This is a genomic window from Pantoea sp. SM3 (assembly GCF_000963995.1).
In the GTDB taxonomy this organism is placed as follows: domain Bacteria; phylum Pseudomonadota; class Gammaproteobacteria; order Enterobacterales; family Enterobacteriaceae; genus Pantoea; species Pantoea rwandensis_B.
Window position 1 is genome coordinate 57,399 of record NZ_JZRD01000005.1, and the last position, 16,515, is coordinate 73,913.

Here is a 16,515-nt window from a genome sequence, read left to right on the forward strand (position 1 = left end):
TGGTTAAGCACTTTGCGCTGAGAACGCTAACCTGAAGGATAATGATTTGACGCAACATGGCGCGCCTCACGCGCCATGATAATAACGCAGGTTCTTTAGAGGGATGACAAATGGATCAATTACTTGAGCGTTTTCTCAGTTATGTGGCAGTAGAAACTCAGTCAAAACCGCAGGCGCGTCAGGTGCCCAGCAGTGAAGGGCAGTGGACGCTGGCGCGTCAGTTACAGGAAGAGCTGATTGCACTGGGATTTGTTGATGTATCCCTGAGCGATCACTGCTGCGTGATGGGCACTTTGCCCGCCAACGTTGACTGGCCGACCCCGGTGATTGGCTTTATCTCGCATATGGATACGTCACCGGATTTCACCGCTAAAAACGTCAATCCGCAGATTATCGAAAACTACCGTGGCGGCGACATTGCGCTGGGCAACGGCGATGAAATCCTCTCGCCGGTGATGTTCCCGATCCTGCACAAGTTGATTGGCCATACGCTGATCACCACCGATGGCAAAACCTTGCTGGGCGCAGATGATAAAGCGGGTATCGCTGAAATCATGACGGCGATGGCGCGTCTGGTGAAGGAGGATATTCCGCACGGCGCGATTCGTGTGGCGTTTACCCCTGATGAAGAGATTGGTCGCGGCACCTCTCATTTCGATGTTGAAGGTTTTGCAGCGGACTGGGCGTACACCATTGATGGCAGCGATCTTGGCGAATTTGAATTTGAAAACTTCAATGCCGCGACCGCGATGGTGAAAATCACCGGCAATAACGTGCACCCCGGCAGTGCGAAAAACGTGATGGTGAATGCACTGGATCTGGCAATGCGTTTCCACGCTGAGCTACCCGCCAAAGAAAAACCTCAGTTCACCGACGGTTATGAAGGCTTTTTCCATCTGCACACCATCAAAGGCACGGTTGAGCATGCCGAGTTAATGTATCTGATTCGTGATTTCGACGCCGACAGTTATGAACAGCGTAAACAGCTGCTGGAAGAGATTGCTGCGCGCGTTGGGAAGGGGCTGCAGGCTGAATGCTCAGTGAAAGTAGAGATCAGCGACAGCTACCGCAATATGCGTGAGAAAGTTGAGCCACATCCGCAGATTATTGAGCTGGCGCTGCAGGCCATTCGTGATTGCGGTATCGAGCCGGTGGTGAAGCCGATTCGCGGTGGCACCGACGGTTCTGCGCTATCGTGGAAAGGTTTGCCGTGTCCAAACCTGTTCACCGGCGGTTATAACTACCACGGTAAACACGAGTTCGCGTCATTAAATGTGATGTCGCAGGCGGTAGATGTGATTGTACGCTTGTCTGCTCTGGCAGCAGAGAAGAAATAGTATGAAAAAGGCCTGCTAAGCAGGCCTTTAATCAATATCTTACGTGGCGGCGCAGTCGACAGCGTCTCTGTCGCGGCAAACACGTGTGACAAATCGCGCCGTGATAAAGAGACGCGATTTTAGTGCAACAGATTACTCACCGAAGAACCAGTAGCCGCTGTTCACCAGCGCCGCAAGCTGTGCCAGCAGTGACGGATCGTCCAGCGCATCGCCGAAATCTTCCAGCGTTAACACCTGATTGTGTGCCAGTGCCGCCAGCACTTCTGGGTGGCTGCACGCCACACGTTCCCCGTTCACAAATACCGCGTCGCCCAGCGTCAACACGCGCAGGCCGCCAAGGCGCGTCAACGCATCGCCTTGCTGCAGCGCATCATAAATCTCATCAGGCTGATACGGCGGCTCTGGTGGGGCGATATCCAGTTCGTGACGTGACTGCGAGATAAACTCGCCAAACCACTGATTGAACTGTTCTGGTTGGTTGATCACATCCAACATCACCTGACGGATCCCTTCCACTTCAGAGGGCAAAATCTGTGACGGACAATCGCGCGAAGGCACATCTGGATCGCTGAAACGATAGCTGCCCAGCTCATGTGCCAGCATAAAGTCGGCGAAACCGCTAATCAGCTCGCGGCCATTGGGTGCACGGAAACCGACCGAATAATTGATGGCATTTTCCAGCGAATAGCCCTCATGCGGGAATCCTGGCGGAATGTACAGAATGTCGCCCGGCTCCATCTCTTCGTCGATGATGGCATCAAACGGCTCAACCTGCAGCAGATCGGGATGCGGGCAGTGCTGTTTCATCGGCACTTTTTCGCCCACGCGCCAGCGACGACGGCCGGTGCCCTGAATGATAAACACATCATACTGGTCGAAGTGTGGGCCTACACCGCCGCCCGGAACGGCAAAAGAGATCATCAGATCGTCGATGCGCCAGTCAGGCAGGAAACGGAACGGGCGCATTAGCGCGGCAGAAGGTTCATGCCAGTGATTAACCGCCTGCACCAGCAGCGACCAGTTGCTTTCACCGAGATGATCATAGCTTTCAAACGGACCATGGCTAACCTGCCATTTGCCGTTGTTATGGCTCACCAGGCGGCTGTCCACCTCGTTTTCCATCGCCAGACCCGCCAGCTCATCAGGAGAAATGGGATCAATGAAGTTTTTAAAACCACGCTTGAGCACCACCGGACGTTTTTGCCAGTAGCGCTGAATAAAGTCGGGCCAGTTAATATCGAGCTGATAGTCCATACGAGTGTTCCGGTTAGGGCCATGAATGCAGGCAAGTATAACAGCCCGCAGGCCTTTCTACTCGCGGTGATGTTCAACTTCCTGACGCTGGAAAATCACTTCCATGCGGGCACCGCCCAGCGGGCTGGTGCTGGCGATCACCTGACCGGCGTATTGTTCGAGGATGTCGCGGACCACGGCTAAGCCAAGGCCCTGGCCGGGACGTAACGTATCGGCACGCTGACCGCGCACGAAGATCAGATCGCGTTTGCTTTCAGGAATGCCGGGGCCGTCATCATCAATAAACAGATGCAGTGCCTTGTCGGTTTGCCGTGCGCTGACCTCAATAAATTCCAGGCAGTATTTGCAGGCGTTATCCAGCACGTTGCCCAGCACTTCCATAAAGTCATTTTGGTCACCGATAAAGGTCAACTCGGGGGAAATATCCAGGGTGATTTCGACACCTTTGCGCTGATAAACCTTATTCAGCGCCGAGCAAAGGCTGTCCAATAGTGCCGACACCGAATGCAGATCGCGCTGCAGCGGATTATGATCGGCCTGCATACTGGCACGATGCAGGTAGTAGCCAATTTGTTGTGAAATACGGCTGATCTGCTCCAGCATCACCGGCTCGGCCTGCTCCACGGTGAGCTCCTTGCCGCTGCGCAGGGAGCGCAAGGTACTCTGCAACACCGCCAGCGGGGTTTTCAGGCTGTGCGTTAAATCAGACAGGGTGGTGCGATAACGCGTGTAGCGCTGGCGCTCATTGGTCAGCAGCAGGTTGAGATTTCGCACCAGGCTGCGTAACTCCTGCGGCGGATTGTCGTCCAGATTCTCGCGATGGCCCGTTTCCAGTTCCCGCACCTGCGCGGTTAAATCACCAATAGGGCGCAGGCTCCAGTGCGCCGCCAGCCACAGCAGCGGAATCACTAACAGCAGGTTCGCTGCCAGCACATAGCTAAACCATGACCACACCACATCCGAGTGCTGCAGTTCCTGGGGAATGGAATCCACCACTACGATGGTCAGTGCCGGTAAGTTCGTGGTGGCATCGTAACGGTTGACGGCGACCGAGTGGGTAAAAGTGTCGTTGTTGTCGCTGTCCAGTTGATGCAACCGCTCTTTGACCTCGGAGTTGTTGCCGATGGCGGCCAGACTGGTGCGATTTGTGGTGTCGATTTCATAAAAATCGGGTTTGAGCAGCCACTCACGCCGAATGTTTTTGCGGATGTCCGGCACATCACGCTGCTGCCACAGCAACTTGCCGTGTTCATCGTAGATAAACACCAGCGTCGGGAAATTGAGCGTCATACGCTCTGGCTGGGCAATGGTCAGCTTATTGTTTTGCCACTGCGCCAGGGTGAAGAACAGGTTGCTCTCGCCGCGCATCACGCGATAGGTGTTTTTATCGAAACTCACCACATAGCCGACTACGGCAACCATGCCGTAGGAGAGCGACAAAAACAGCACAATAGCGGCGGTCGCCAGTAAAAACCGGGCGCGTAATGAGAAAGGACGTAAGCGATTCAGCCAATTCATAAATCAGAGATCAAAGCGATAGCCCTGGCCGCGCACGGTGTTAATCACTTCGGTCGGATGGAGCGCAAGAATCTTTTTACGCAGGCGACCCATCAAAACATCAATGGTGTGGCTCTCGCGCAGTTCGGCATCGGGATAGAGTTGCAGCATCAGCGAATCTTTGCTGACCACTTTTCCGGCGTTGCGGATCAAGGTTTCTACAATGGTGTACTCAAATGCGGTGAGTTTAACCGGCGCATCATTGACGGTGACTTCACGACGTGACAGATCAACCTGGAAAGGCGGCATCGCAATGATCTGTGAAGCGTGTCCACTGTTGCGACGCATCAGCGCCTGCAAACGTGCAGCGACTTCTTCGATATGGAAAGGTTTGGTGACGTAGTCATCGGCACCGGCTTCGAGTGCTTCCACTTTAGCCTGCCAGCCTTCACGCGCCGTCAACACCAGAATCGGTTGACGCACAGCATCACCGCGCCAGCGACGAATCAACGACATGCCATCTTCATCAGGCAAGCCTAAATCGACCAGCGCAATGTCGGGAATGTGTTCCTGCAGGAAATAGTCGGCTTCTTTGGCATCTTCGGCAGCATCCACCTGATGACCCATTTCACGTAACTGCACGGCGAGATGATGACGCAGCAGTGCATTATCTTCCACAACCAGAACACGCATAGAATTTCCTTACCTTCAAACTCAGTGATGATGGCAAGAGTATATGTTAAGCGAGCTAAACAAGAGAACAACACTTGACTGTCATCGTTTGAACGACAGCAAAAAAACGCGGCGAGTATTCATTCCGGACGCAGGCAACAAGGGATTGATGCACTTGCCGATTTGCAGGCGCTCGACTGCCTGAGAGGAAGAGTAGGGTGTGCCCGCAGGCACACCCTTAATGATTATTTTAAATCATCAACCATCTGAATGGCGCGGCCGAGATAGTTGGCCGGTGTCATCTGCTTCAGACGCACTTTCTCTTCTTCCGGCAGTTCGAGGCTGTCGATGAAGGCCTGCATACCGGCTGCATCCACACGTTTGCCACGCGTCAGCTCTTTCAGCTTTTCGTATGGCTTCTCGATACCGTAGCGGCGCATCACGGTCTGGATCGGCTCGGCCAGCACTTCCCAGTTGTGATCCAGTTCGTCCAGCAGACGATCGCGGTTCACTTCCAGTTTAGAGATACCTTTCAACGTCGCCTGATAAGCGATCAGCGCGTAGCCCACGCCGACGCCGAGGTTACGCAGTACGGTAGAGTCGGTGAGATCGCGCTGCCAGCGGGAAACCGGCAGTTTGCTCGCCAGGTGCTGCATCACCGCATTCGCCAGACCGAGGTTGCCTTCCGAGTTTTCGAAGTCAATCGGGTTTACTTTATGCGGCATGGTGGAAGAGCCGATTTCGCCGGCGATGGTTTTCTGCTTGAAGTGATTCAGGGCAACGTAACCCCAGATATCACGGTCAAAGTCGATCAGGATGGTGTTGAAACGCGCGATGCAATCAAACAGTTCTGCGATGTAATCATGCGGTTCGATCTGCGTGGTGTACGGGTTCCAGGTCACGCCCAGTGAGGTCACGAACTGCTCGCTCAGCTGATGCCAGTCAACTTCCGGATACGCAGCAATGTGAGCATTGTAGTTGCCGACCGCGCCGTTGATTTTGCCCAGCACCTCGATTTTGCTCAACTGACGCAGCTGACGCTCCATGCGGTAAGCGACGTTGGCCATCTCTTTACCCATGGTGGAAGGCGTAGCGGGTTGGCCGTGCGTACGAGACAGCAGCGGGATATCGCGATATTCCTGCGCCAGACCTTTCACCGCATCGATAATTTTGTTCCAGAAAGGCACGATGACGTCACGGCGAGCGGTTTCCAGCATCAGCGCGTGCGACAGGTTGTTGATATCTTCAGAAGTACAGGCGAAGTGGATGAACTCTGATACCGCATGCAGCGCAGGGACATCAGCCACTTTCTCTTTCAGGAAGTACTCAACCGCTTTGACGTCGTGGTTGGTGGTGCGTTCGATGGTTTTGATGCGCGCCGCGTCTTCTTCGCTGAAATTGGCGACAATAGCATCAAGGAAAGCGTTTGCGTCAGCATCAAATGCAGGAACTTCCTTGATCTCTGCGGTCGTAGCCAGTTTCTGTAACCAGCGAACTTCAACCTCAACGCGGAATTTCAGCAAACCGTATTCGCTGAAAATGGCGCGCAGCGGGCTGACTTTATCGCCATAACGGCCATCGACAGGTGAGACGGCGGTCAGAGAGGATAATTCCATCAGTGCAACTCCTGAATCGTTAACAAATTAGGGCAGGGCGGCGCTTAATACGCCGGGCCCAACCGGGATAAAATGGTTTTGGCTTCACGCAGCAAACGCTGACGCGAGAACATCAGCTGCAGGCGGCCACCGCCCACCTGCTGCCACAGCACAGCAGCACGAATACCTGCCAGCAAGGTGGCTCGCACTTTACTCTGTACCTGAGAATTCTGTAATACCTGCGGCGAACCGGTGACCTGAATGCGCGGACCCAGTGGGCTAATGACATCGACATAAATCCCTGCCATGGCACTGGTGATGGTTTCAGATTCCAGCTCGTAATGCGCTAATTGGCGATCAAGTTGCGCAATACGCTGAGAAAGGGTGTTCAGCGCCGCGCTGTTGCCGTGCAGTTTTCGTTCCAGCACCATCATGCTCAGGGTGTAACGTGTCAGTTCGGCCCCGGCACCCTGGCGGCTGCCGCTGTTCAGCACCGCCATCAGCGATTCCAGGCCGAGATGCAGATTCGCTTCATCATTGCCAAATACCGCCAGCGTCGAGCCGGGGTTCAGATCCAGCAGGCTGCGCAGCGACACGGTTAATGCGGCATTGTTGCAACTGCCCTGATGCGCTAATTGCTGCACCAGATGCGCGGACTGACAAATACCCGCGAGCGCGAGCGTTATCTCATAATAGTTCTTGGCCACGCTTAACTCCTGTCATCGCGTCGGCAGCGCCGACCTCAGGCTTCTGCCAGGGGCAGGCGCTGTTCAATAATGCCGCCACCGAGGCAAACATCACCCAGATAAAATACGGCCGACTGGCCAGGCGTGACGGCCGCAACCGGCTCGTCAAAACGCACTTCAATACGATTGCTATCCAGCGGAATGATTTCACAGGGAATATCGGTCTGGCGATAACGGGTTTTCACCGTGCAGCGCAACGGGGCCGTCATCGTTTGGCGATCAACCCAATCCAGTTGCTGAGCAATCAAGCCAACAGACATCAGGCGTGGATGTTCTGCACCCTGCGCCACCACCAGGCGATTGCGTGCGACGTCTTTGTCGACCACATACCAGGGATCGTCATTGCTCTCTTTGCGACCACCAATCCCCAATCCTTTGCGCTGACCCAGCGTGTGATACATCAGCCCCTGGTGTTCACCGACAATCTCACCCTCAACGGTTTCGATTTCGCCCGGCTGTGCAGGTAAGTAACGGCCAAGGAAGTCGCGGAATTTGCGCTCGCCGATAAAACAAATGCCGGTCGAGTCTTTTTTCTTCGCAGTGATCAAATCCAGTTCTTCAGCGATACGCCGAACTTCAGGCTTCTCCAGTTCACCCACCGGGAACAGGCTTTGCGCAATCTGTTCATGACTCAGGGTGTAGAGGAAGTAACTCTGATCTTTATTGCCGTCGAGACCGCGCAGTAACTGGCTGGTGCCATTCACATCGGCGCGGCGCACATAGTGTCCGGTGGCGATGAAGTCTGCACCAAGATCTTCAGCCGCGAATTCAAGGAAGGCCTTAAATTTGATCTCTTTATTGCACAGAATATCGGGGTTTGGCGTGCGGCCCGCTTTGTACTCTTCCAGGAAGTGTTCGAACACGTTGTCCCAGTACTCAGCGGCGAAGTTGATTTTGTGCAGTTTGATGCCGAGTTTGTCACACACGGCTTGAGCGTCAGCCAGATCATCAGCGGCGGTGCAATACTCCTCGCCGTCGTCTTCCTCCCAGTTCTTCATGAACAGGCCCTCAACCTGATAGCCCTGCTGTTGCAGTAACCAGGCGGATACGGAAGAATCGACGCCGCCGGACATCCCGACGATCACTTTTTTCTGGCTGTTGTCAGACATGACGCACTCTTAATTACGATAAAAACAGGCGGCGCATTCTATCATGCCGAAGCCGGGCGCGCACCTTCGTGAAACGGCCATTGGAACGGCGCCACCAGTTGCAGCGGATAACGTGCGCCTTGTTGCCACAATCGTACACTCTCAGCGACCAGCGGTGAACGCAGGCGATTCGCCGTCAGAATCTGCTCTGGCGGCAGCCACCAGCAACAATCGATGTCACGATCGTGCGGAGACGTCTCGCATTTTTCTGGCAGATCGAGGCCAAACAGGAAACGCACAAAAGGTGTATCGTCAGGCGCGATCCACTGCTGCACGCCGAGGAAATATTCGGGTTGAGCATCAATGCCGGTTTCTTCAAACAACTCACGCTGTGCGGCTTCGAGCAACGTTTCATCGGCTTCGAGATGACCCGCCGGCTGATTCCACGTAATGCGGCCGTGAACACGCTCTTCGACCACCAGTAATTCGCCTTGCGCCTGCACGATACAAGCTACCGTTACATGAGGTTTAAACATCCTTTCTCCGAAATTGTTAACTAAAAGTTATTGAAAAGTGGTGCTCTAAACGTTGGCACTGATATCGCGCCACTCTCCCAGGGCTAAATCGTCGAGTTGATATTTGCCCATGGCAAAGCGAATCAGGCGCAAGGTGGGAAAACCAATATGTGCCGTCATGCGCCGCACCTGACGGTTACGCCCTTCGTACAGGGTGATTTTCAACCAGCTGGTCGGGATCGCTTTACGCTCGCGGATCGGCGGCTGGCGCGGCCAGAGCCACTCTGGTTCAGTGACCAATTCCACGCCAGCAGGCAGCGTGGGTCCATCATTGAGGGTGACGCCGTTGCGTAACAGGGATAAATCTGATTCCTGTGGTGCACCTTCAATCTGCACATAATAGATTTTTCCGGTGCGCTTTCCGGGCTGCGTCAGTTGCGCCTGGAGCGCGCCATCGTTGGTCAGAATCATCAAACCTTCGCTGTCACGATCGAGGCGGCCGGCGGCATAAACGTCGCTCACCGGCACGAAATCCTTGAGCGTGCGGCGTCCTGCTTCATCACTGAACTGCGGTAAAACATCGAAAGGTTTGTTAAAGAGTATGACGCGTCGCGGTCCTTTTGGACGTGTGTCACGGCGCACGGGCTGGCGTGCGGCGGTGTTTGGACGCTTATCCTGGTGAATTCGTTGAGAAGTTTTTCGCATGGGCTTTGCAGTCAGAAACAATCGGCGCATTATAACGCGAAACTGCGGTGATTGGCGTAGCGGAAATATTCAAGTAGTATTGACCCGCATCTTACAAATCATTAACAAAAAATCGCTCGAAGGAGAGGTTGATGGAAAGCAAAGTAGTTGTTCCGGCGGAAGGTCAAAAAATCACCCTGGTTCAGGGCAAACTCACTGTTCCGAATAACCCAGTCATTCCTTACATCGAAGGTGATGGCATCGGCGTTGATGTTTCCCCTGTAATGCTGAAAGTGGTTGATGCCGCTGTGAAGAAAGCCTACAACGGCGAGCGCAAAATTTCCTGGATGGAAATTTATACTGGTGAGAAATCAGTAGAACTTTACGGTCAGGACGTCTGGCTGCCGCAAGAAACCCTCGATTTAATCAAAGAATACCGCGTTGCCATCAAAGGCCCGCTGACTACCCCAGTCGGTGGCGGTATTCGTTCTCTGAACGTTGCGCTGCGTCAGGAGCTGGATCTGTACGTGTGCCTGCGTCCGGTTCGCTACTACACCGGTACCCCAAGCCCGGTTAAACGCCCAGAAGATACCGACATGGTGATCTTCCGTGAGAACTCAGAAGATATCTATGCCGGTATCGAGTGGAAAGCGGGCACGCCAGAAGCGGATAAAGTGATCAAGTTCCTGCGTGAAGAGATGGGCGTGAAGAAAATTCGTTTCCCTGAGCAGTGTGGTATCGGCGTGAAGCCGTGCTCTGAAGAGGGCACTAAACGTCTGGTACGCGCAGCGGTTGAGTACACCATCACCAACGATCGTGATTCTCTGACCCTGGTTCACAAAGGCAACATCATGAAGTTCACCGAAGGCTCATTCAAAGACTGGGGCTACCAGTTGGTGAAAGAAGAGTTCGGCGGCGAGCTGATCGATGGCGGTCCGTGGATGAAGTTCAAGAACCCGAACACCGGCAAAGAGATCATCGTGAAAGACGTGATCGCTGACGCCTTCCTGCAGCAGATCCTGTTGCGTCCAGCCGAATACGACGTTATCGCTTGTATGAACCTGAACGGTGACTACATCTCTGATGCCCTGGCGGCACAGGTTGGCGGTATCGGTATCGCACCAGGCGCAAACATCGGTGACGAATGTGCACTGTTCGAAGCCACCCACGGTACGGCACCTAAGTACGCGGGTCAGGATAAAGTGAACCCAGGTTCCGTTATCCTGTCCGCAGAAATGATGTTGCGCCACATGGAGTGGTTCGAAGCCGCAGACCTGATTGTTAAAGGCATGGAAGGCGCAATCGCCGCTAAGACCGTGACCTATGACTTCGAGCGTCTGATGGATGGCGCTAAACTGCTGAAATGCTCAGAGTTTGGTGACGCGATCATCGCGAACATGTAATTTCTGCCAGCCAGAAATTGAGACGGGAGCCCATGGCTCCCGTTTTTTTATGCGCTAAATTAATCGGCCTGCTGTTCAACGGATTTGGCGGATGACGCATGCTGCTGTGACAAGCGCCAGAAATCATTGCCGCCCGGATGCTGATACATGCGCAGCCCAAACTGGCCGACAATCGCATAGATATATTCGAAGATCGCTGACTGCGAATTCTCATACTCGACCCAAAATATCGACGAGGTGAAGCAATAAACTTCTACCGGCAAACCTTCCGGCGAGGGCTTCATGGTGCGCACCACGATATACATATCTTGCTTAATATCATCGCGCTGCGACAGCCACGCGGTGAGATATTTGCGGAACACCGTCAGGTTAGTCATGCCGTTGTCAGCAAACCAGCGATCGCCCACAGCATTGCTGTCACGGCCATCCATTAACGCTGAAAGCTGCTCGTTAACACCGCGAATCTGGCTCATCTGCTGAATGAGTTCGTGATCGAGAAAGCGAATCGACATTTGGTCGAGGTGAAAGCTTCGCATAATACGGCGCGCGCCGGAGGAGAACATCGCCTGCCAGTTGGTATAGGTTTCAGTGAGGAAGTTTTTCGTCGGGATGCGTGACAACGTGTTATCCCAGTTACGCAGCGTAATGGTGTGCAGTGCAATATCAATCACTTCGCCGCTAATGCCTTTATCCGGCATCTCAATCCAGTCACCAAGTTGCAGCACGTCGTTGGATGACACCTGAATATTCGCCACCAGCGACATTAAGGTGTGCTGGAACACCAACATCAATACCGCAGCAACCGCACCCAAACTCGAGATAATAATCACTGGCGATTTATTCGACATAATGGCCAGGATCATGATCGCCGAAATAATGTGCACCAGGATCTTGCCGACCTGAATATAGCCCTTTATCGAGTGATTCTTACGCTTTGATTTGCGGGAGTAGGAGTTGTTAACAATCTCCAGCACTTCTGTGAAGAACAGCGACAGATAAACAAAGAACAAAATGCCGCAGATTGTCTTAATAGCAATCAGCAGATGCTCGGGCAGATCTGGCATAAACTGCAGCAGGTAATAGACCGTGATCACCGGAATAAAATTAGAGAGCTTTTCAGAAAGCCGCACATCTTTATCGAGTGGAACCTGTTTTTTGTGTGTGCTAAAGAAGACCTTGCGCACCACCTTCACCACAAAGAATTTGCAGATCAGATGCGTCACCATCCCCGCAATCACCAGCAGCAGCAAGCTAAAAGTGGTGGATAGCAGGGTGTTACTCTCAATAAATTTCTGGATATCGCTTAAATAATTCATATTCACAACATGCCTGACAACGTTGGCGGGGATTCAATCACAATCCGTCTGCGGGCTATAAGCGACGCGTGCGCAATCTGCATAGTTCATCACGATTGGGACAATGCTTTGCGTGCCGCTTCAGCGAGGAAATGGCTGCGGCTGGTATAACGCGCATCATGACCCACAACACGATCAATTTTCTCAATTAACAGATGTGGCATGGTGATATTGATACGCTCAGATTTTCCAAGATAGCGAGTGATATCAATATCCACATACATCCAGATCCCCGGCTGACTCAGATTGTTCATCCAACGCTGCGAAGGCTCAGGGATCAGCAACCCTTTTTCGACCATCAATTCAAAGTGAGCATGTAATGCCTTGTGGGCATCGTGCAGTGTATGTTCCGGGGTGTTGCCAGCAAAATAGCAGCCTGTGACATCAGGAAAAAAACCACTGGCTGAGCCATCAGCATCGACTTCGATTAAGGCGGGAAACAGCATAGCTTCTCCTGAAAATTGAAAGGTGAGTTAGTGATGATGAAACAGGTTTGCATCCTTAAGAATCTGCATCAGCGTGCCTTTTTTTAAATCTTTCTTGGGATGCGGAACGGTGATGAGGTGGACAAATGCCGGGTGTGAAAACTGATGATGGCTGCCCTTAATTCTCTCCAGAATCCATCCATTGCGCTTTAGTAGCTTAATCAACTCTGCGCTTTTCATTGCTGTCCTCGAGGTGAGATTATACACACGATACACACTTATGCAATGCGATTGTTAGGGGTTGGAGTGTGACTGCGAGTAACTTAGCGAAGCTGACTTAAGGTATGCATGCCTTACAATGTCGTTTTGCGAGCTCTCTCCGCGAGAATCAACGGATTTGAACAATACATTTCGAAAAACTTTGAAACAGCTTGCATTCAGACGGCCTTCATCGTGCCTTTTCTGATTGAAACCGCTATCTTCAACGCTTCTGATTTGGAGGTGGTATGCAGGGTGTAATCAAATTCGTTAAAGGCTGGCTGCTGTTTTCTCTATTGTGGGGCATCTTCATGTGGTTTATGTCGTGGCAGGCGCAAGGCGAGGCGATCCCGATGGTAATAGTGAAAAGCTTATACGCCGGGTTGATTTATCAGGCGCTGATGACCATGGTCGCACGTTACAAAGCGCGTCGTTCACAAGCCTGATTGCTCACAACTGCCCAAACAGCTTTGCGCAGTGCTGACGCTAATTTGCACTCTCTCAGGCAATCTGAGCCGACTTAAATCAGTGTGGATGGGCGTAGGGATGGGGAAGAAGACAATCGCGGCGTGGTTTTTCCTGCTGGTTTCATTTTGCAGTTGTGCGCAGTTACCGGATCAGCCGCAGAACATGTCGATGCACCATGGTCGTCATCTGGATGTGAATAACAGCACGGCTGATGTGGCTGAGACGCCGGATGAACATATTCAGGAAAGGTTGGATGAGGCCGGTCATCATCAATAAGCGTTGGGGCCAGGAAGGCCCCCCATCGCAGCTTATTTCCTGCCCAGCAGGAAACCGACAATAATGCCGATGCTGGCTGCTACCGCCAGGCCAGTTGCCGGATTATCACGTACCGATTTGACCACACAGTCTGCCGCATCCTGCACAGCATAACTGGCTTGCGCGGGATAACGACGCGCGGCACCTTTAGCCTGATGTTTGCGAGAGCCGGTCCATTCCCCGATTTTTTCTTCAACTGCGCCCGCTGCTTCATTCAATTTTGCTTCCGCTTTATCAGTCATGATGACTCCCTGCTGGTTGTGAATATTACGATTCAGCGTAGTCACAGATTTTCAGACCAGCAACCCAACGAGCATTCAGGTTGTAACAGCTGTTTGCAGGAACAGAGAATTCTGTCCAGGCTTGAAGATGGCAGGGGGCGTGATGCATCTTGCCGAACTAGCTCAACGGCAGCGGGAGGAAATATGAAACGTGATGTGCTGAACGACGACGATTACGATGAAGTATGCCGGGTAATTGGCGATGCGGTGATCGTCCTTTCCGAATGTGGCCATGAAACGAAAAGAGCAGAGATTACCGAATTACTGCAGCGAACCCGCCACCATCGCTCGCATGATGAACGCGACGAGCAGCGGATGCTGGAGCATGCGATTCGTCTGGTCAAACCCTAAGCCCGATAGGGTGTCACGAGACGCCCTCAGGGATTGCCGCGGTAAGCCGGATACCAGGTCACTAAAAAATGGCGTAGATGATCGAAACACCACTCGGCATCGTCGGCTTGCTGACAATAATAGCGAATGGTGACTTTCTCATAGCGCATATGACGCTGATGCAAAGGTGACCAGCCCCAATCCATCACGGCGCGGGCGTAATTGACCAGGGTGCCGCTCTGCATGTTGTGCTGCTTCTCTTGTCGGCTCAGATAGAGTTCAAATGCCTGATCCAGACTTTGCGTCTCTTCACTGCTGCCACTCGATAGCGCCGGGCGTAAAGCCACATCGATAAATCCGCACACGCCGTCATCACGCTGCTGCCAGTCACAGGCTAAGGTCATAAATACTCCCTCCTGCAAATTCACCTCTTCGAGTAAACGCCGTAAATTTTCGGAATGTTTACCCGCTGAGATCTCGTCGATGCGATCGGTCTCCAGCGTGAGGTCAAATCCACAAGGATTCACCGAACCATCTGCGTTGGTGGAAGCGGGGAAGGGAAAGTCGATGTAGCCGTTATTGTCCAGACTCTTTTCCATAGTACAGGTCCGCAGCGTGAGGAAGCCTGACAATAAACCATCTTTCCCGGCTAAGCACGTTTAAGGGCACGTCCAGGTAATCATGGTGTTCTGATAAGGGTTGATCAGACGGAATTGCTTATCTGACAGCCGCTGAGCGGTGAAGCCCTCAGGCGTCACGGCAGAAGGGACATACTGGAAACGATCGCTGGAGTGCAGTGTGCCGCTTTTCACCGCCACGCCATCACGCGTAACCGTAAAGGCATTCACCAAATCGAAAATGCGCGCCTGAGTCTGCCCAATTGATTGTCCATAAATGGTCGCGACTTCGCCCGGGCAGTCGACACCTTTGGGCGTGGAGCTGCAACCAGCCAATAATAAGAGGGTGAGTACTACCGTGATTCGCAACATGATCCTGTCCTGGTTCGATTCCTTGTTTGCAGTGGCCCGTCAATGCCCACTGATATGCTGATCATAGCAGGTCTGGCACCGCTTCCCATTTGTCATTTGCTTAATCGTTAAGCGGTAAGAATGTAAAGGGGTGACTTTGGTAGCAGATAAACGTTATTCTTGCCAGCGTTGCGCATCAGGTAAGCAAAACAAGGGCAAATCTATGAAAGAAGAAGAAGCCAGTTTAATGATTCTTCAGCACGCGATTGATAAATTAGAAGCCGACAAAAAAAAGCAGATTATGAACTGTGTAGCGGCCATACAAGAAGTGATGCAAGGCTTCGATCCGGAAGATGCGGGTCTGGCGTTAATGTTAGTCGCTGCACAGGTTGCAGCAGAGTAATCCCTTTCGGTCATTCCTTCCCCATCCGTTGCGATGGAAATCCATGCAATATAGCTGCTGCTCAGTCGATACCGGCTGATGCGCAGCGATTGTTCTGCACAGATTAATCTTTCTCCTGGTTCACATGACTCCGCGCTGTGCTAAACCTGACAGTGAATCCAAAAGGAGGATGAGATGAAAAAGACATTGTTTTTAATCGGTACTTTTAGCCTTGGCCTACTGCTGGCGGGCTGTGCATCCGATCACGTCCTGCACACCACCGATGGACAAACCATTGTGGTGCAAGGTAAACCTAAAGTGGATGAAGATACCGGCATGATTACTTACAAAGATATTGATGGTAAAGAACAGCAGATAAACCGTAATCAAATCAAAGATATGAACTCGGTTAGCTAAGGTTTTCTTTACCCTTCTATCCTTGCAGGCCCGTACTCAACGGGCCATTATTCGTCTTCTCGCTTTTTTCTATGTTACGCTTCTCTGCATAAAACCCAACTAAATCATCATCTAACCTCAGCGGAGATCCCAATGAAGGCGATAGCTATTGCCGTTGGCTTAATGGCGTGCCAAATCGCGCCGGCCTGGAGCGAAACCGAATTTCAAATTACCTGTCCGGGGCGCCCGACCATGACGGTATCGCGTGCGGAATACGGTTTAAGCACGCTGATGTGGCCAACACGTCATTTTCAAATTGCAGCAGGGCAACAGCGCACGCGTTTGCAAGGCGGGGATAAAGTGGCGATCACGCGTTTTCGTAATGGCGATCAGCTGATTGTGAACAAAAATAATGACGATACGTTCTTTGTCTATGCCGATAGCGATAAACTGATTCCCTGCAATCGCACCGAAAAACGCGATGCGGAAATTCTTTCGCTGGAACGTTACGACGATAGCCAGCGCCCCAATTCATAGTGGCCAGTC

22 protein-coding genes are annotated in these 16,515 nt (G+C 52.5%); 8 read left to right on the top strand and 14 right to left on the bottom strand.

The window, feature by feature from the left end; translation table 11 throughout:
* Positions 1-110: 110 nt before the first annotated feature.
* Positions 111-1,337 carry a peptidase T gene (gene pepT, locus VI01_RS02565; protein ID WP_045813882.1) on the top strand — a complete coding sequence of 409 codons (1,227 nt, stop codon included), beginning with the start codon at positions 111-113 and terminating at the stop codon, positions 1,335-1,337.
* A 132-nt stretch (positions 1,338-1,469) separates the two neighbouring features.
* Here pepT and VI01_RS02570 read toward each other — a convergent pair whose 3' ends face one another.
* From VI01_RS02570 to rluE, 8 genes are all read right to left on the bottom strand, one after another.
* Positions 1,470-2,591 carry a cupin domain-containing protein gene (locus VI01_RS02570; RefSeq protein WP_038647550.1) on the bottom strand — a complete coding sequence of 374 codons (1,122 nt, stop codon included), beginning with the start codon at positions 2,589-2,591 and terminating at the stop codon, positions 1,470-1,472.
* Positions 2,592-2,648: 57 nt separating this feature from the next.
* The gene (gene phoQ / locus VI01_RS02575; RefSeq protein WP_034822039.1) at positions 2,649-4,109 is read right to left on the bottom strand and encodes a two-component system sensor histidine kinase PhoQ; all 1,461 of its coding nucleotides are present in this window, start codon (positions 4,107-4,109) and stop codon (positions 2,649-2,651) included.
* 3 nt (positions 4,110-4,112) lie between these two features.
* A complete protein-coding gene (phoP, locus tag VI01_RS02580; RefSeq protein WP_034822036.1) occupies positions 4,113-4,781 on the bottom strand; it encodes a two-component system response regulator PhoP in 669 nt (222 codons plus the stop codon).
* Positions 4,782-5,005: 224 nt separating this feature from the next.
* Entirely contained in the window at positions 5,006-6,376 is a 1,371-nt protein-coding gene (gene purB / locus VI01_RS02585; protein WP_034822034.1) for an adenylosuccinate lyase, read from the bottom strand.
* 44 nt (positions 6,377-6,420) lie between these two features.
* Positions 6,421-7,062 (bottom strand): high frequency lysogenization protein HflD, encoded by a 642-nt coding sequence (gene hflD / locus VI01_RS02590; protein ID WP_034822031.1) that lies wholly within the window; start codon positions 7,060-7,062, stop codon positions 6,421-6,423.
* 35 nt (positions 7,063-7,097) lie between these two features.
* Positions 7,098-8,210 (bottom strand): tRNA 2-thiouridine(34) synthase MnmA, encoded by a 1,113-nt coding sequence (mnmA, locus tag VI01_RS02595; protein ID WP_038647542.1) that lies wholly within the window; start codon positions 8,208-8,210, stop codon positions 7,098-7,100.
* A gap of 41 nt (positions 8,211-8,251) precedes the next feature.
* Positions 8,252-8,725 carry an NUDIX domain-containing protein gene (locus tag VI01_RS02600; protein ID WP_045813883.1) on the bottom strand — a complete coding sequence of 158 codons (474 nt, stop codon included), beginning with the start codon at positions 8,723-8,725 and terminating at the stop codon, positions 8,252-8,254.
* A gap of 45 nt (positions 8,726-8,770) precedes the next feature.
* On the bottom strand, positions 8,771-9,439 hold the full coding sequence (gene rluE / locus VI01_RS02605; RefSeq protein WP_045813884.1) for a 23S rRNA pseudouridine(2457) synthase RluE: 669 nt from the start codon (positions 9,437-9,439) through the stop codon (positions 8,771-8,773).
* 101 nt (positions 9,440-9,540) lie between these two features.
* Here rluE and icd point away from each other — a divergent pair, with 101 nt between their 5' ends.
* Positions 9,541-10,791 (top strand): NADP-dependent isocitrate dehydrogenase, encoded by a 1,251-nt coding sequence (gene icd, locus VI01_RS02610; RefSeq protein ID WP_038647536.1) that lies wholly within the window; start codon positions 9,541-9,543, stop codon positions 10,789-10,791.
* Positions 10,792-10,850: 59 nt separating this feature from the next.
* Here icd and VI01_RS02615 read toward each other — a convergent pair whose 3' ends face one another.
* The 3 genes from VI01_RS02615 to VI01_RS02625 all read right to left on the bottom strand — a co-directional run bounded on the left by VI01_RS02615 (position 10,851) and on the right by VI01_RS02625 (position 12,811).
* On the bottom strand, positions 10,851-12,107 hold the full coding sequence (locus VI01_RS02615) for a mechanosensitive ion channel family protein (RefSeq protein WP_045813885.1): 1,257 nt from the start codon (positions 12,105-12,107) through the stop codon (positions 10,851-10,853).
* 89 nt (positions 12,108-12,196) lie between these two features.
* Entirely contained in the window at positions 12,197-12,592 is a 396-nt protein-coding gene (locus tag VI01_RS02620) for a type II toxin-antitoxin system HicB family antitoxin (protein WP_045813886.1), read from the bottom strand.
* Between the two features lie 27 nt (positions 12,593-12,619).
* Positions 12,620-12,811 carry a type II toxin-antitoxin system HicA family toxin gene (locus VI01_RS02625; protein ID WP_045813887.1) on the bottom strand — a complete coding sequence of 64 codons (192 nt, stop codon included), beginning with the start codon at positions 12,809-12,811 and terminating at the stop codon, positions 12,620-12,622.
* A gap of 266 nt (positions 12,812-13,077) precedes the next feature.
* Here VI01_RS02625 and VI01_RS02630 point away from each other — a divergent pair, with 266 nt between their 5' ends.
* Positions 13,078-13,275 carry a DUF6404 family protein gene (locus VI01_RS02630; RefSeq protein ID WP_045813888.1) on the top strand — a complete coding sequence of 66 codons (198 nt, stop codon included), beginning with the start codon at positions 13,078-13,080 and terminating at the stop codon, positions 13,273-13,275.
* Between the two features lie 100 nt (positions 13,276-13,375).
* On the top strand, positions 13,376-13,573 hold the full coding sequence (locus VI01_RS02635) for a hypothetical protein (protein ID WP_045813889.1): 198 nt from the start codon (positions 13,376-13,378) through the stop codon (positions 13,571-13,573).
* Positions 13,574-13,605: 32 nt separating this feature from the next.
* Here VI01_RS02635 and VI01_RS02640 read toward each other — a convergent pair whose 3' ends face one another.
* Positions 13,606-13,854, bottom strand: a complete 249-nt coding sequence (locus VI01_RS02640) for a DUF883 family protein (RefSeq protein ID WP_034822005.1) — start codon at positions 13,852-13,854, stop codon at positions 13,606-13,608.
* A 183-nt stretch (positions 13,855-14,037) separates the two neighbouring features.
* On the opposite strand from VI01_RS02640, the gene VI01_RS02645 reads away from it, so the two are divergent.
* Positions 14,038-14,244: a DUF2767 family protein gene (locus VI01_RS02645; protein WP_038647528.1), complete on the top strand. Its 207-nt coding sequence runs from the start codon at positions 14,038-14,040 to the stop codon at positions 14,242-14,244.
* Between the two features lie 26 nt (positions 14,245-14,270).
* Here VI01_RS02645 and VI01_RS02650 read toward each other — a convergent pair whose 3' ends face one another.
* Complete coding sequence (locus VI01_RS02650; RefSeq protein ID WP_045813890.1) at positions 14,271-14,822, bottom strand: hypothetical protein; 552 nt, start codon at positions 14,820-14,822, stop codon at positions 14,271-14,273.
* 60 nt (positions 14,823-14,882) lie between these two features.
* On the bottom strand, positions 14,883-15,212 hold the full coding sequence (locus VI01_RS02655) for a hypothetical protein (RefSeq protein WP_045813891.1): 330 nt from the start codon (positions 15,210-15,212) through the stop codon (positions 14,883-14,885).
* 202 nt (positions 15,213-15,414) lie between these two features.
* On the opposite strand from VI01_RS02655, the gene VI01_RS02660 reads away from it, so the two are divergent.
* The 3 genes from VI01_RS02660 to VI01_RS02670 all read left to right on the top strand — a co-directional run bounded on the left by VI01_RS02660 (position 15,415) and on the right by VI01_RS02670 (position 16,506).
* Positions 15,415-15,594 (top strand): hypothetical protein, encoded by a 180-nt coding sequence (locus VI01_RS02660; RefSeq protein ID WP_045813892.1) that lies wholly within the window; start codon positions 15,415-15,417, stop codon positions 15,592-15,594.
* Between the two features lie 174 nt (positions 15,595-15,768).
* On the top strand, positions 15,769-15,990 hold the full coding sequence (locus tag VI01_RS02665) for a YgdI/YgdR family lipoprotein (RefSeq protein ID WP_045813893.1): 222 nt from the start codon (positions 15,769-15,771) through the stop codon (positions 15,988-15,990).
* Positions 15,991-16,122: 132 nt separating this feature from the next.
* Positions 16,123-16,506, top strand: coding sequence for a hypothetical protein (locus tag VI01_RS02670; protein WP_045813894.1), 384 nt, complete (start codon positions 16,123-16,125; stop codon positions 16,504-16,506).
* Positions 16,507-16,515 lie beyond the last annotated feature (9 nt).